Annotated in this window: 5 protein-coding genes, 1 tRNA gene and 2 rRNA genes; 2 read left to right on the plus strand and 6 right to left on the minus strand. The window is 67.6% G+C overall.

Features of this window, described 5'->3' with window-relative positions:
* Positions 1-48: 48 nt before the first annotated feature.
* The 3 genes from OG447_RS30535 to OG447_RS30545 form a co-directional block, all read right to left on the minus strand.
* Positions 49-2832 carry a DNA translocase FtsK gene (locus OG447_RS30535; RefSeq protein WP_266940714.1) on the minus strand — a complete coding sequence of 928 codons (2784 nt, stop codon included), beginning with the start codon at positions 2830-2832 and terminating at the stop codon, positions 49-51.
* 162 nt (positions 2833-2994) lie between these two features.
* Positions 2995-3681: a two-component system response regulator gene (locus tag OG447_RS30540; RefSeq protein WP_266940715.1), complete on the minus strand. Its 687-nt coding sequence runs from the start codon at positions 3679-3681 to the stop codon at positions 2995-2997.
* 274 nt (positions 3682-3955) lie between these two features.
* A complete protein-coding gene (locus OG447_RS30545) occupies positions 3956-9490 on the minus strand; it encodes a HAMP domain-containing protein (RefSeq protein WP_266940717.1) in 5535 nt (1844 codons plus the stop codon).
* Between the two features lie 168 nt (positions 9491-9658).
* Between OG447_RS30545 and OG447_RS30550 the strand changes: the two genes are divergently transcribed.
* A complete protein-coding gene (locus OG447_RS30550; protein ID WP_266940718.1) occupies positions 9659-12238 on the plus strand; it encodes a SpoIIE family protein phosphatase in 2580 nt (859 codons plus the stop codon).
* A gap of 44 nt (positions 12239-12282) precedes the next feature.
* On the plus strand, positions 12283-12792 hold the full coding sequence (locus OG447_RS30555) for a DinB family protein (RefSeq protein WP_266940719.1): 510 nt from the start codon (positions 12283-12285) through the stop codon (positions 12790-12792).
* A 50-nt stretch (positions 12793-12842) separates the two neighbouring features.
* On the opposite strand, the gene OG447_RS30560 is transcribed toward OG447_RS30555, so the two are convergent.
* The 3 genes from OG447_RS30560 to OG447_RS30570 form a co-directional block, all read right to left on the minus strand.
* Positions 12843-12918: transfer RNA gene (locus OG447_RS30560), tRNA-Thr, on the minus strand.
* A 5-nt stretch (positions 12919-12923) separates the two neighbouring features.
* Positions 12924-13040 (minus strand): 5S ribosomal RNA (gene rrf / locus OG447_RS30565).
* Positions 13041-13114: 74 nt separating this feature from the next.
* A 23S ribosomal RNA gene (locus OG447_RS30570) occupies positions 13115-16237 on the minus strand.
* Between the last annotated feature and the right edge of the window lie 89 nt (positions 16238-16326).

Below are 16326 nucleotides of genomic sequence, written 5' to 3' on the forward strand. Positions count from 1 at the left end.
AGCCCAAGGGAAACGGTTGCTCCCCACATCTCGTGAAAGCAGAGGCCCCTACGGGTGGGCCTCCCCCCGGATCACGGCGAGGACCCCGTCCAGGTCATCGGCCTTCAGCAGCACGTCACGGGCCTTGGAACCCTCGCTGGGTCCGACGATCCCCCGCGACTCCATCAGGTCCATGAGCCTGCCCGCCTTGGCGAAGCCCACCCGGAGCTTGCGCTGGAGCATCGAGGTGGACCCGAACTGGGTGGTGACCACCAGCTCCGCCGCCTGGCACAGCAGGTCCAGGTCGTCGCCGATGTCCTCGTCGATCTCCTTCTTCTGCTTCTGCCCGACGGTGACGTCCTCCCGGAAGACGGGCGCCATCTGGTCCTTGCAGTGCTGGACGATCCCGGCGATCTCGTCCTCCGTGACGAAGGCGCCCTGGAGCCGGACCGGCTTGTTCGCCCCCATCGGCAGGAACAGCCCGTCGCCCTTACCGATGAGCTTCTCGGCGCCCGGCTGGTCCAGGATGACCCGGCTGTCGGCGAGCGAGGAGGTGGCGAAGGCGAGCCGCGAGGGCACGTTCGCCTTGATCAGGCCGGTGACCACGTCCACCGAGGGCCGCTGGGTGGCGAGCACCAGGTGGATGCCGGCGGCGCGGGCCAGCTGGGTGATGCGGACGATCGAGTCCTCGACGTCGCGCGGGGCCACCATCATCAGGTCGGCGAGCTCGTCGACGATCACCAGCAGGTACGGGTACGGGCTGAGCTCGCGCTCACTGCCCGGCGGCAGTTTGATCTTGCCGTCCCGGATGGCCTGGTTGAAGTCGTCGATGTGCCGGTACCCGAAGGCCGCGAGGTCGTCGTAGCGCAGGTCCATCTCGCGCACGACCCACTGGAGCGCCTCGGCGGCCCGCTTCGGGTTGGTGATGATCGGCGTGATCAGGTGCGGGATGCCCTCGTACGCCGTCAGCTCCACCCGCTTGGGGTCGACCAGCACCATCCGGACGTCCTCCGGGGTGGCCCTGACCATGACCGAGGTGATCAGGCAGTTGATGCAGGACGACTTGCCGGAGCCCGTCGCGCCCGCGACCAGCACGTGCGGCATCTTGGCGAGGTTGGCCATGACGTAGCCGCCCTCGACGTCCTTGCCCAGCGCGACCAGCATCGGGTGGTCGTCCTCGGCCGCGTCCGCCAGACGCAGTACGTCGCCCAGGTTGACCATCTCGCGGTCGGTGTTCGGGATCTCGATGCCGACCGCCGACTTGCCCGGGATCGGGCTGATGATCCGCACGTCCGGCGAGGCCACGGCGTAGGCGATGTTCTTCGCCAGCGCCGTGATCCGCTCGACCTTCACCGCCGGGCCGAGCTCCACCTCGTAGCGGGTGACCGTCGGGCCCCGGGTGAAGCCGGTGACCTTCGCGTCGACCTTGAACTCCATGAAGACGTTGGTCAGCGAGGCGACCACGGCGTCGTTGGCGGCGCTGCGGGTCTTGCCGGGCCCGCCGCGCTCCAGCAGGTCCAGCGAGGGCAGCGCGTACGTGATGTCCCCGCGCAGCTGGAGCTGCTCGGCGCGCGGCGGCAGCGCCTGGGTCTCGGGCGGCGGGGCCTTGGTCAGATCGGGCACCGACAGCGTCCCGGAGGCCGCCGCGGTGGTGGCGTGCGGCTGCCCGCCGGCCCGCGCCGCCGGAGAGCCCGGCGCGGCGGACGGTACGGGGCGCTCCTCACGGGCCGGCGGCACCGGAGCGGTGATCTCCACACTCTCCCCCGGGGCGGAGATGCCCTGGGTGAGGTCGGCGACCAGCGGGGAGGGCGGCAGCCCGCCGTACACCGCGCCGTCCAGCGCGGCGGCGGCCGCGGCGGCCACGTCGACGGCGTCCATCTCCCGGTCCATGGCGGGGCGGGCCGGGGCCCGGCGCGGGCGGCGGCGCCGCGCGAGGGCGGCCTCCTCGGCGGTGTCGGCCGGGTCCCCCGCGTCCGCCGGGGCCCCGCCGCGGGCCCGCCACTGCTCGGGGTCGTGCCGGTCGGCGGCGCCCTCGGTGTCCCCGTATCCCTCGTCGTACTCGTTCGCGGCGACGATCCCCAGCCGGATGCCGAGGGCGCGCAGCCGCTGCGGGATCGCGTTGACCGGGGTCGCGGTGACCACCAGCAGCCCGAAGACCGTCAGCAGCACCAGCATGGGCACCGCCAGCGGTGCGCCCATGGTGAAGATCAGCGGCTTCGAGGCGCCCCAGCCGATCAGCCCGCCCGCGTTCTGCATCGCGGTGGTGCCCTCGTCCCGGCCGGGCGCCCCGCAGGCGATGTGGACCAGGCCCAGAATCCCGATGACGAGCGCGGAGAGGCCGATGCCGATGCGGCCGTTGGCGTCGGTCTCCTCGGGATGGCGGATGAAACGTGCCGCCATGACTCCGAGGAGGACCGGCACGAGCAGATCCAGTCGCCCGAAGGCACCGGTGACCAGCATCGTGACCAGATCCCCGACCGGACCGCTCAGGTTCGACCAGGTTCCGGCGGCGACGATCAGCGCGAGGGCGAGCAGCAGCAGCGCCACCCCGTCCTTGCGGTGGGCGGGGTCGAGGTTCTTCGCGCCCCGGCCCACCCCGCGCAGGACCTTGCCGACCGCGTGGGCGCAGCCCAGCCAGACGACGCGCACCAGCCACACCACACCCCCGGTCGGGGAGGGCGCGGGCTTGGCCGCCGCTTTCTTGGCCGGGGCGCGCTTGGCGGCCGCGGCCTTCTTCGCCGGAGGCTTGCGCGCGGGAGCCGCCTTCTTCGCCGGCGCCGTCGTACGGCCGGTGCGGCCCTTCGCGGTGCCCGCGCTGCTCGGGGAACCCTTGCCGGACGTACTTGAGGCCATGGGCCCGAGATTACCGGTGCGCGTGCCGGTGGACACGCGTGCCCACCCCTTCACCCGTTCGTGTCGTCCGCCCCGTAGGTGCTTTGACGCACCGCCAGACCTGACGCACTCCCAGGCGGCCACCGCCCCGGCCCGCTTCGCGGGCGGGGCCGGGCGGCCGGGTCAGCCCTGCGCGGGCAGCATGGCAGCGCCGCCCCCGCCGGCCCCGGGCTCCAGCGCGTCGAGCGCCCGCCGCAGGCCGGTGAGCTTGCGCTCCAGATGGGCGGCGGTCGCCACCACCCCGGTGTCGGCCGATTCCTCGCCGAGCTGCTTGGTCAGCGCCTCGGCCTGCTCCTCGACCGCCGCGAGCCGCGCGGAGAGCTCGGCCAGCAGTCCGGCCGTCTCCTTGCTGCCGTCCGAGCCGTTCGGACTGCCGCCCTCCAGCTGGAGCCGCAGCAGGGCCGCCTGCTCCCGCAGTTGGCAGTTCTTGGTGTAGAGCTCCACGAACACCGAGACCTTGGCCCGCAGCACCCACGGGTCGAAGGGCTTGGAGATGTAGTCCACCGCGCCCGCGGCGTAGCCGCGGAACGTGTGGTGCGGACCGTGGTTGATCGCGGTGAGGAAGATGATCGGGATGTCCCGGGTCCGTTCCCGCCGCTTGATGTGCGCGGCCGTCTCGAATCCGTCCATTCCCGGCATCTGCACATCCAGCAGGATGACCGCGAAATCGTCCGTCAGCAGCGCTTTGAGCGCTTCCTCTCCTGACGACGCCCGGACCAGTGTCTGATCGAGCGCGGAGAGGATGGCCTCCAGCGCCAGCAGATTCTCCGGCCGGTCATCGACCAGGAGGATCTTGGCCTTCTGCACCATGCCCTGTCCTCCTCGCCCCGGCATGGGGCCTCCCCGGCTCCTGGCTCCGGCATGTACGCCGGGCCCCGCCCCAGAGGACGGCATCCTTGCGCCGTCCGTCCTTGTGCCGGTCATCGTAGCCCCAGTCCCGAGATCGCCACACCCTGTCACCAAGATGTCACTGTGCACGAAGCAGAAACGTGGTGGGAGAGCAGAAGGTTCCCCGTACACCGCCCTCCCACACCGCCGCGGCCACAGTCAGTCAGCAATTGATATCCGCACGCTCGCACGTCGATCACTTCCCGCGCATCCACTGCTCCATCACCGACAGCAGATAGTCCGGATCGACGGGCTTCGTGACGTAGTCGGAAGCGCCCGAGTCGATGGCCTTCTCCCGGTCCCCCTTCATCGCCTTCGCCGTCAGCGCGATGATCGGCAGGCCCGCGAACTGCGGCATCCGCCGGATCGCCGAGGTCGTCGCGTACCCGTCCATCTCGGGCATCATGATGTCCATCAGCACGACCGTCACATCGTCGTGCTGCTCCAGGACCTCGATGCCCTCCCGCCCGTTCTCCGCGTACAGCACCGCCAGCCCGTGCTGCTCCAGCACGCTGGTCAACGCGAAGACGTTGCGTACGTCGTCGTCCACGATGAGCACCTTCTCGCCGTGGAAGTCGTACGTCCGCGGCACCGACGGAAGCTCCTCCTCCGGGTTGCTCCAGGCGTCCTCGGCCCCCTGGACGTTCGGCTGCCCCGGAACCGCCGTACGCGGCTCCAGATCGCTCAGCGCCTTGCGCCGCCGCCGGAACAGCGCCGCACCGCCCTGCCCCTGCCCGGCCGGCTCGGAGCCGGGCAGCGCCGCCCGGGCCGGCTGCGCCTGCGCGGGCGCGACCGGTACGGGCGCCGCCGGGGGCGCCGACAGCGCGGGCCGGGCCTGGTCCCCGGACCGGCTGCGGTACAGCTCCCCGCGGGCCCCGCCGGGCGTCGGCGGCGCGTACCCCTGCGGCGGCAGCTCGCTCGGGTGCAGCGGCAGGTACAGCGTGAAGGTGGACCCCCGGCCGGGCTCGCTGGCCGCGTGCACCTCACCGCCCAGCAGCCGGGCGATCTCCCGGCTGATGGACAGGCCCAGGCCCGTACCGCCGTACTTGCGGCTCGTCGTACCGTCCGCCTGCTTGAACGCCTCGAAGATCACCAGCATCTTGCTCGCCGCGATCCCGATCCCGGTGTCGGTCACCGAGAAGGCGATCAGGTCCGCGTCCGGCTCCCGCAGCGAACCGGCCTCCAGCAGCTGCTCCCGGATCGCCTGCGGCACATCGGCCCCGGCGGGCCGGATCACCAGCTCCACCGCCCCGGTGTCGGTGAACTTCACCGCGTTCGACAGCAGGTTGCGCAATACCTGGAGCAGCCGCTGCTCGTCGGTGTGCAAGGTGGCGGGCAGCTCCGGGGAGACCCGTACCGAGAAGTCCAGGCCCTTCTCCGCCGTCAGCGGCCGGAAGGTGGCCTCCACGTAGTCGACGAGCTGGACCAGCGCGATCCGGGTCGGCGAGACGTCCATCTTCCCCGCCTCGACCTTCGACAGGTCGAGGATGTCGTTGATCAGCTGCAGCAGGTCCGAACCCGCCCCGTGGATGGTCTCGGCGAACTCCACCTGCTTCGGCGAGAGGTTCTCGTCCGCGTTGTCGGCGAGCAGCTTGGCCAGGATCAGCAGCGAGTTGAGCGGGGTCCGCAGCTCGTGCGACATGTTCGCCAGGAACTCGGACTTGTAGCGCATCGACACCGCGAGCTGCTCGGCACGCTCCTCCAGGACCTGCCGGGCCTCCTCGATCTCGGTGTTCTTCACCTCGATGTCCCGGTTCTGCTGGGCCAGCAGCTCCGCCTTCTCCTCCAGTTCGGCGTTGGCCGCCTGGAGGGCCTTCTGCCGGTTCTCCAGCTCGTCGGAGCGCTCTCGCAGCTGCTCGGTCATCTCCTGCGACTGCTTCAGCAGCATCTCCGTCTTGGAGTTGACGCTGATGGTGTTGACGCTCGTACCGATCATCTCGGCGATCTGGCTGAGGAAGTCCTTCTGGATCTGCGTGAACGGCGTGAAGGAGGCCAGCTCGATGACGCCGAGCACCTTCCCCTCGAAGAGCACCGGCAGCACGATCACATGCGCCGGCGGCGCCTCCCCCAGCCCCGAGGAGATCTTCAGGTAGCCGGGCGGGGTGTTCTCGACGAGGATCGTCCGCTTCTCCTCCGCGACCGTCCCGATCAGCCCCTCACCCGGCCGGAAGGAGATCGGCATCTGGGCGCCCGCGTACGCGTAACTCCCGCGCATCCGCAGCTCGTACGAGCCGTCCGCGCCTCCCTCCGTCCCGATCTCGGTGGTGCCCCCGGCCGGCAGCGCCAGGAAGAAGGCGCCGTGCTGCGCCGAGACCACCGGGGTGAGCTCGCTCATGATCAGCGAGGCCACGTCGTCCAGCTCCCGGCGGCCCTGCATCAGCGCCGAGATACGGGCGAGGTTGCCCTTGAGCCAGTCCTGCTCCTTGTTGGCCAAGGTGGTGTCGCGCAGGTTGACGATCATCGTGTTGATGTTGTCCTGGAGGACCTGGATCTCGCCCGCCGCGTCCACGTCGACCTTCAGGCTCAGGTCTCCCCGGGTCACCGCCGTCGCCACGGCCGCGATCGCGCGCACCTGCCGGGTCAGGTTCCCGGCCATCTCGTTCACGGACTCCGTCAGGTCCCGCCACGTGCCGTCGACGTCCCGGACCCGGGCCTGACCGCCCAGGATGCCCTCCGTACCCACCTCGCGGGCGACCCGCGTCACCTGGTCGGCGAAGGAGGACAGCTGGTCCACCATCGTGTTGATGGTGGTCTTGAGCTCCAGGATCTCGCCGCGGGCATCGATGTCGATCTTCTTGGTCATGTCGCCCTTGGCGATGGCGGTCGTGACCATGGCGATCTGCCGCACCTGACCGGTGAGGTTGGAGGCCATGAAGTTCACCGAATCGGTGAGGTCCTTCCACGTCCCCGAGACCCCGGGCACGTGCGCCTGGCCGCCCAGACGTCCCTCCGTGCCCACCTCGCGGGCCACGCGCGTGACCTCGTCGGCGAAGGAGGACAGGGTCTTCACCATCGTATTGACGGTGTCGGCGAGCTGCGCGACCTCGCCGCGCGCCTCGACCGTGACCTTCTTCGTCAGGTCACCGTTGGCGACCGCCGCCGAGACCTGGGAGATGTTGCGCACCTGGGAGGTCAGGTTGTTCGCCATCAGATTGACGTTGTCGGTCAGGTCCTTCCAGATGCCCGTCACCCCGCGCACCCGGGCCTGACCGCCCAGGATGCCCTCCGAGCCCACCTCACGGGCCACCCGCGTCACCTGCTCCGCGAACGAAGACAGCTGGTCCACCATCGTGTTCACGGTGGTCACCAGCTCGAGGATCTCGCCCTTGGCATCGACGGTGATCTTCTTGGAGAGGTCGCCCATGGCCACGGCCGTGGTCACCTCGGCGATGTTGCGCACCTGCGAGGTCAGGTTGTTCGCCATGAAGTTGACGGACTGGGTCAGGTCCTTCCAGGTGCCGGAGACACCCTTGACCTCCGCCTGACCGCCGAGGATGCCCTCGGTACCCACCTCGCGGGCCACCCGGGTCACCTGCTCCGCGAAGTTCGAGAGCTGGTCGACCATGGTGTTGAGGGTGTTCTTCAGCTCCAGGATCTCGCCCCGGGCGTCCACGTCGATCTTCTGCGAGAGGTCACCACGCGCCACCGCCGTCGCGACCTGCGCGATGTTGCGCACCTGCGAGGTCAGGTTCCCGGCCATGCCGTTCACCGAATCCGTCAGGTCACGCCATACGCCGGCCACTCCAGGCACCTGCGCCTGCCCGCCGAGACGGCCGTCCGTACCCACCTCTCGGGCCACCCGGGTCACCTGCTCCGCGAAGGCCGAGAGCTGGTCGACCATCGTGTTGATGGTGTTCTTCAGCTCCAGGATCTCGCCCCGGGCGTCCACGTCGATCTTCTGCGAGAGGTCACCACGCGCCACCGCCGTCGTCACCTGGGCGATCTGGCGCACCTGCGAGGTCAGGTTCCCGGCCATGAAGTTGACGGAGTCGGTGAGCTCCTTCCAGGTCCCCGACACCCCCTCCACCCGGGCCTGGCCGCCGAGCCGGCCCTCCGTACCCACGTCCCGGGCCATCCGCGTGACCTGGTCGGCGAAGGAGGACAGCTGGTCCACCATCGTGTTCACGGTGTTCTTCAGCTGGAGCATCTCGCCGGAGACGTCCACGGTGACCTTCTGCGACAGGTCGCCGTTCGCCACCGCCGTCGTCACCTGCGCGATGTTGCGGACCTGCCCGGTGAGGTTACGGAAGGCGGTGTTCACCGAGTCGGTGAGGTCCTTCCACGTCCCGGCCGCACCCGGTACCTGCGCCTGACCGCCCAGCTCACCCTCGACGCCGACCTCACGGGCCACACGCGTCACTTCCGCACCGAAGGACTGGAGCTGGTCGACCATCGTGTTGACGGTGTTCTTCAGCTCCAGCATCTCACCGGCCACGTTGACCGTGACCTTCTGCGAGAGATCGCCGTTGGCCACGGCGGTCGTCACCTGGGCGATGTCCCGCACCTGCGTGGTGAGGTTGCGGAAGACCGTGTTCACCGAATCGGTGAGGTCCTTCCACGTCCCGGCCGCACCCGGCACCTGCGCCTGACCGCCCAGCAGGCCCTTCGCGCCGACCTCGCTGGCCACCCGGGTGACCTCGTCCGCGAAGGTCCGCAGCGTCTCGGTCATCTGGTTGATCGTTTCGGCCAGCTGCGCCACCTCGCCGCGCGCGCTCACCCGGACCTTCTGCGACAGGTCGCCGTTCGCGACCGCCGTCGTGACCTGCGCGATCCCGCGCACCTGGGCCGTCAGGTTCCCGGCCATGGTGTTGACCGAGTCCGTCAGGTCCTTCCACACGCCGGCGACCCCGGGCACCTTCGCCTGGCCGCCCAGCTCGCCCTCCGTACCCACCTCGCGGGCGACGCGGGTCACCTCGGAGGAGAAGGACGACAGCTGGTCCACCATCGTGTTCACGGTGTTCTTCAGCTGGAGCATCTCGCCGGCCACGTGCACCGTGACCTTGCGCGACAGATCGCCCTTCGCCACGGCCGTCGTGACGAGGGCGATATCACGCACCTGAGCGGTGAGCCGGTATGCCATCGTGTTGACGGAGTCGGTCAGATCCTTCCAGGAACCCGACATTCCGCGCACCTGGGCCTGGCCGCCGAGCTTGCCCTCGGTACCCACCTCCAGCGCCACCCGCGTCACCTCGTCGGTGAACGCGGACAGCTGGTCGACCAGGTTGTTGACCGTACGCCCGACCTTGAGGAACTCCCCGCGCAGCGGATGCCCGGACCCGTCGGCCGTCTGCGTCCGCAGATCCATCCGCTGGTCCAGATCACCCTCGGCGACCGCCGAGAGCACCCGGCCGACCTCGGACACCGGCCGGGCCAGATCGTCCACCAGCTGGTTCGAGGCATCGATCGCGGCCGCCCAGGAGCCCTCACAGGCACCTGTTTCCAGCCGTTCGCTCAGCTTGCCCTCGCGGCCCACCATCCGCCGGACCCTGGACAGTTCCCCCGTGAGGTGGAGATTACGGTCGGCGACCTCGTTGTAGACGGCGGCGATCTCCGCCATCACGCCCTCGCCGGACACCGTCAGCCGCTTGCGGAAGTTCCCGTCCCGCATCGACACCAGGGCCGTGAGCAGCCTGTTCAGAGCGGCGGTGTCGACTTCCGTCGTCCCGTTCCGCCGGGACCGCCCGCCCTTCGGCCGCGTACCCGTACGCCGCACCGCTGCGCCAGACTCCACCGTGTCCCTCCCGAAAGGGTCGACCGCTGTTCCACCGGACACCGGACTCGTCTCGAGCCGGCTCTCCAAGCCTGCCCAGTGTTTCACCCTGGCCGAACCCGGCCATAACACTTCGGCACCATCGCACACCGGCCGTACCCTGCGGGTGGAATCCCCGACGACGGCAACATGCCGACCGCGAAGGTAAGTAACCTGGCACTCGATGTCCAACCGCGTCGAAGGAGACTCGTGATCACGGCACGGGCGGCTGCCACGTTCGATCCCCTCGGGCGCTCGGTCGCCGCCGCTCGCGCATTCGTCCGCGACACCCTGCAAGGCTGGGGCTTCGCGGACATCGTCGACGACGCGGTGGTCCTCACCAGCGAGCTCGTCACCAATGCCGTGGTCCATGCCGGAACCCGGGCCGAGGTCCTGTGCCTGCGCGCCGAGGACGGCGTACGGGTCGAGGTCGCCGACCGGTACCCGGAGCGCGAACTCCCCCTCCAGCACCCCGGCGAGCGCCCGTACGCCGACCCCGACCGCGAGAACGGCCGCGGGCTGATGCTCTGCGCCGCCCTCGCCACCCGCTGGGGCGTCGAGTACACCGCCACCCACAAGCACGTGTGGTTCCGCCTCGACCTCCCAGACCGGCCGGTCGGTACCCGCTCCGCGGGCCCCCTCGTCCCCGACCGGCTGCTCCCCCTAGCCGACAGCCGGGTCCGCGTCGCCGTCCTCCAGATCGACGCCTCCGACTCCGTCTCCGCCTGGAACGAGGACGCCGAGCACATCTTCGGCTACCCCGCCGAGAAGGCCGTGGGCCGCCCGCTCGCCGAGCTCGCCGCCTGGCCGCAGACCCCCGGCACCGGCACCGGCATCGCCGAGGCCCTGCGGCTGTCCCGCTGGGAAGGCAGCTACGGCCTCCGCGGCGCCGACGGCCGCGTCATCCCCGTCTACGCCTCCCACCTGCGGGTCCGCGACGCCCACGGCGAGCCGTCCATCGTCTGCCTCCTCGTCCACGACGACGAACGCGCCCTGCTCCAGACCCCCGTACGGGTCCCCGCCGACGGAGCCCACCTCACCGAGTCCCGCCCGGACCCCTTCGAGGTCTTCATCGGCTCCCCCGCCCCCGACGACCTCGACGGCCTCCTCCAGCGCACCGTCGAACGCGCCCGCGACCTCCTCGACGCCGATGCCGCCTTCCTGCTGCTGGCCACCGACGACGAGACCGAGCTGGAGGTCCGCGCCACCACCGGCCTGCCCTCCACCCGCCAGCGCTTCGCCCGCGTCCCCGTGGAAGCCGGCACCAACCGGTACGGCTCCGCCCGGATGCCCGCCGTCCACGACGACCTCGCCGCCGTCCCCGGAGCCGTCCCGCTCCTCGAGGCGACCGGCATGCGCTCCGTGGTCACCGTCCCGCTCAAGGTCGAAGGCCGGCTCACGGGCTCCCTCGGCGTCGCCACCGAAGTCCCCGGCCGCTACTCCAACGAAGAGGCCCTGCGCCTCCAGTTCGCCGCCGACCGGATCGCCCTCGCCGTCGAATCCGCCCGCCTCGGCGAACTCGAACGACTGCGCCGCGGCTCCCTGTCCTTCCTCGTCGAGGCCTCCGACCTGCTGGCCGGCACCCTCGACCGGGACCAGACCCTGGCCCTCATGGCCCAGATGACCGTCCCGACCCTCGCCACCTGGTGCGCCGTCTACACGATCGCCGACCCGGCCTCGGACCCGTACCTCTCCTACGTCCTGCACGAGGACGAGGAGCGCATCGACGGCCTCAAGGCCCTCCTCTCCCGGGTCAGCCCGCCCGAACCGGTCCGCGAGGCCGGCGCCCGCCCCTGGCCGGAGACGGCCCTCGCCGTCGGCGGCGAGACGGTCGTACTGCCCCTCCTCGCCCGCAACCGCGTGATCGGCATGCTCACCCTCGGCAAGCCCAGCGAGGAACACTTCCGCCAGGAGATCCTCGAACTCGCGGAGGACCTCTCCCGGCGAGCCGCCCTCGCCCTGGACAACGCCCGCCTCTACTCCGAGCGCACTGCCATCAGCCGCTCCCTCCAGCGCAGCCTGCTGCCGCCCGGCTCACCCGCCATCCCCGGGATGGAGGTCGAGGTCATCTACCGCGCCGCCGGCGAGGGCAACGAGGTGGGCGGCGACTTCTACGACGTCTTCCCCATCCGCGACGGCGTGTACGGCTTCGCCATCGGCGACGTCTGCGGCACCGGCCCCGAAGCGGCCGCGGTCACCGGCCTCGCCCGGCACGCCCTGCGCCTGCTGGCCCGCGAGGGCCTCGGCGGCCCGGCCGTCCTGGAGCGTCTCAACGCCGCCATCCTCGACGAGGGCGCCCGCAGCCGTTTCCTCACGCTCCTCTACGGCGAGCTCCACCCGCAGCCCGACGGCGGAGCCCTGATGAAGGTCGTCTGCGCCGGCCACCCGCTCCCCCTGCGCCTGCGCCCCACCGGCGAGGTCGTCCCGGCCGCGGACCCGCAGCCCCTGCTCGGCGTGCTGGAGGACCTCGAGCTCTACGAGCAGACCCTCACCCTCGACCCGGGCGATGTCCTGCTCTGCGTCACCGACGGCGTGACCGAGCGCCGTGAGGGCACGCGCATGCTCGGCGACGACGGCCTCACCGAGGTGCTCACCACCTGCACGGGCCTCACCGCCGGGGCGGTCGCCTCACGCGTCCTGCGCGCGGTGGAGCGCTTCGCGGCCGAACCGGCCTCGGACGACATGGCGATCCTCGCCTTCCGGGTGCCGCAGCAGCGCGAGGGCGACTGAAATCCGGGTGCGGCCACCAAGGGCCCGCCCTAGGGTCTGCTGTCATGCCCTTCTCACGCACCCGCCCTGAGTACACCGCGGACGAACGCACCCAGCTCCTCGGCTGGCTGGACATGCAGCGCTCGATCGTCCAGTGGAAATGCGAAGGCCTCTCCGAGGCGGACGCCCACCGCCCCGTCCTCCCCTCTTCACCACTGATGACCGCGGCCGGCCTGATATCCCACCTGCGGTGGACCGAACAGTGCTGGTTCGAAGTCCTCTTCCTGGACCGCCCGGCCACCGGCCCCCAGTTCGTGGGCCAGGAGGACGAGGACTTCATGGTCGACGACACCCCGCTGGCGCAGCTCCTGGAGGAGTACGACCGCCAGTGCACCCTGTCCAACGAGATCATCGCGGCGCACACCCTGGACGACACCGGACGCAATACCGAGTTCAAGGCGGGCGCCGCCTCCCTGCGCTGGATGCTGCTCCACATGATTGAGGAGACGGCCCGCCACGCCGGCCACCTGGACTCGATCCGCGAACTGCTCGACGGCGAGACCAGCTACTACTGACGGCCGTGAACGCAAAAAGGCCCCCGCCAAGAGGCGGGGGCCTTTTCATTTGGAGCCCTTTAACGGAATCGAACCGTTGACCTTCTCCTTACCATGGAGACGCTCTACCGACTGAGCTAAAAGGGCGGGTTGTTCGGCGGCGTCCTACTCTCCCACAGGGTCCCCCCTGCAGTACCATCGGCGCTGAAAGGCTTAGCTTCCGGGTTCGGAATGTAACCGGGCGTTTCCCTAACGCTATGACCACCGAAACACTATGAAGTTAACCAACCGGGCATGGACACGGTTCGTTACTTCAGAACTAACACAGTGGACGCGAGCAACTGAGGACAAGCCCTCGGCCTATTAGTACCAGTCAGCTTCACCCGTTACCGGGCTTCCACATCTGGCCTATCAACCCAGTCGTCTACTGGGAGCCTTACCCTCTCAAGGAGGTGGGAATACTCATCTTGAAGCAGGCTTCCCGCTTAGATGCTTTCAGCGGTTATCCCTCCCGAACGTAGCCAACCAGCCATGCCCTTGGCAGGACAACTGGCACACCAGAGGTTCGTCCGTCCCGGTCCTCTCGTACTAGGGACAGCCCTTCTCAATATTCCTACGCGCACAGCGGATAGGGACCGAACTGTCTCACGACGTTCTAAACCCAGCTCGCGTACCGCTTTAATGGGCGAACAGCCCAACCCTTGGGACCGACTCCAGCCCCAGGATGCGACGAGCCGACATCGAGGTGCCAAACCATCCCGTCGATATGGACTCTTGGGGAAGATCAGCCTGTTATCCCCGGGGTACCTTTTATCCGTTGAGCGACGGCGCTTCCACAAGCCACCGCCGGATCACTAGTCCCGACTTTCGTCCCTGCTCGACCCGTCGGTCTCACAGTCAAGCTCCCTTGTGCACTTACACTCAACACCTGATTGCCAACCAGGCTGAGGGAACCTTTGGGCGCCTCCGTTACCCTTTGGGAGGCAACCGCCCCAGTTAAACTACCCATCAGACACTGTCCCTGATCCGGATCACGGACCGAGGTTAGACATCCAGCACGACCAGAGTGGTATTTCAACGGCGACTCCACAACCACTGGCGTGGCTGCTTCAAAGTCTCCCACCTATCCTACACAAGCCGAACCGAACACCAATATCAAACTATAGTAAAGGTCCCGGGGTCTTTCCGTCCTGCTGCGCGAAACGAGCATCTTTACTCGTAGTGCAATTTCACCGGGCCTATGGTTGAGACAGTCGAGAAGTCGTTACGCCATTCGTGCAGGTCGGAACTTACCCGACAAGGAATTTCGCTACCTTAGGATGGTTATAGTTACCACCGCCGTTTACTGGCGCTTAAGTTCTCAGCTTCGCCACACCGAAATGTGACTAACCGGTCCCCTTAACGTTCCAGCACCGGGCAGGCGTCAGTCCGTATACATCGCCTTACGGCTTCGCACGGACCTGTGTTTTTAGTAAACAGTCGCTTCTCGCTGGTCTCTGCGGCCACCCCCAGCTCAAGGAGCAAGTCCTCTCACCAGTGATGGCCCCCCTTCTCCCGAAGTTACGGGGGCATTTTGCCGAGTTCCTTAACCATAGTTCACCCGAACGCCTCGGTATTCTCTACCTGACCACCTGAGTCGGTTTAGGGTACGGGCCGCCATGAAACTCGCTAGAGGCTTTTCTCGACAGCATAGGATCATCCACTTCACCACAATCGGCTCGGCATCAGGTCTCAGCCTTAATGAGGGACGGATTTGCCTACCCCTCGGCCTACACCCTTACCCCGGGACTACCACCGCCCGGGCTGGACTACCTTCCTGCGTCACCCCATCGCTTACCTACTACCACCTTGGATCGGCGGCTCCACCACTTTCCTTTCCCCGAAGGGTCCGGAACGGCTTCACGGCCTTAGCATTAGAGGATTCGATATTGGGCGTTTCAAAGCGGGTACCGGAATATCAACCGGTTGTCCATCGACTACGCCTGTCGGCCTCGCCTTAGGTCCCGACTTACCCTGGGCAGATCAGCTTGACCCAGGAACCCTTAGTCAATCGGCGCACACGTTTCTCACGTGTGTATCGCTACTCATGCCTGCATTCTCACTCGTGAACCGTCCACAACTAGCTTCCGCTGCTGCTTCACCCGGCACACGACGCTCCCCTACCCATCACAGCGGGCGTTGGCCCTATTGCTGCAATGACACGACTTCGGCGGTACGCTTGAGCCCCGCTACATTGTCGGCGCGGAATCACTTGACCAGTGAGCTATTACGCACTCTTTCAAGGGTGGCTGCTTCTAAGCCAACCTCCTGGTTGTCTCTGCGACTCCACATCCTTTCCCACTTAGCGTACGCTTAGGGGCCTTAGTCGATGCTCTGGGCTGTTTCCCTCTCGACCATGGAGCTTATCCCCCACAGTCTCACTGCCGTGCTCTCACTTACCGGCATTCGGAGTTTGGCTAAGGTCAGTAACCCGGTAGGGCCCATCGCCTATCCAGTGCTCTACCTCCGGCAAGAAACACACGACGCTGCACCTAAATGCATTTCGGGGAGAACCAGCTATCACGGAGTTTGATTGGCCTTTCACCCCTAACCACAGGTCATCCCCCAGGTTTTCAACCCTGGTGGGTTCGGTCCTCCACGAAGTCTTACCTCCGCTTCAACCTGCCCATGGCTAGATCACTCCGCTTCGGGTCTAGAGCGTGCAACTCAATCGCCCTATTCGGACTCGCTTTCGCTACGGCTTCCCCACACGGGTTAACCTCGCTACACACCGCTAACTCGCAGGCTCATTCTTCAAAAGGCACGCAGTCACGACCGTTGTTCCGAAGAACAACGGCGACGCTCCCACGGCTTGTAGGCACACGGTTTCAGGTACTATTTCACTCCGCTCCCGCGGTACTTTTCACCATTCCCTCACGGTACTATCCGCTATCGGTCACCAGGGAATATTTAGGCTTAGCGGGTGGTCCCGCCAGATTCACACGGGATTTCTCGGGCCCCGTGCTACTTGGGAGATTCTTAAGCAAGCCGCTGATGTTTCGTCTACGGGGGTCTTACCCTCTACGCCGGACCTTTCGCATGTCCTTCGACTACATCAACGGTTTCTGACTCGCCGACCGGCCGGCAGACCGATCAAAAGAATTCCCACAACCCCGCATGCGCAACCCCTGCCGGGTATCACACGCATACGGTTTGGCCTCATCCGGTTTCGCTCGCCACTACTCCCGGAATCACGGTTGTTTTCTCTTCCTGAGGGTACTGAGATGTTTCACTTCCCCTCGTTCCCTCCACACTGCCTATGTGTTCAGCAGTGGGTGACAGCCCATGACGACTGCCGGGTTTCCCCATTCGGACACCCCCGGATCAAAGCTCAGTTGGCAGCTCCCCGGGGCCTATCGCGGCCTCTCACGTCCTTCATCGGTTCCTGGTGCCAAGGCATCCACCGTGTGCCCTTAAAAACTTGGCCACAGATGCTCGCGTCCACTGTGTAGTTCTCAAGCAACGACCAGCCACCCATCACCCTGCACCTCGAGAGGAACAAGTTCACTGGGGCCG

The organism is Streptomyces sp. NBC_01408 (assembly GCF_026340255.1).
GTDB lineage: Bacteria > Actinomycetota > Actinomycetes > Streptomycetales > Streptomycetaceae > Streptomyces.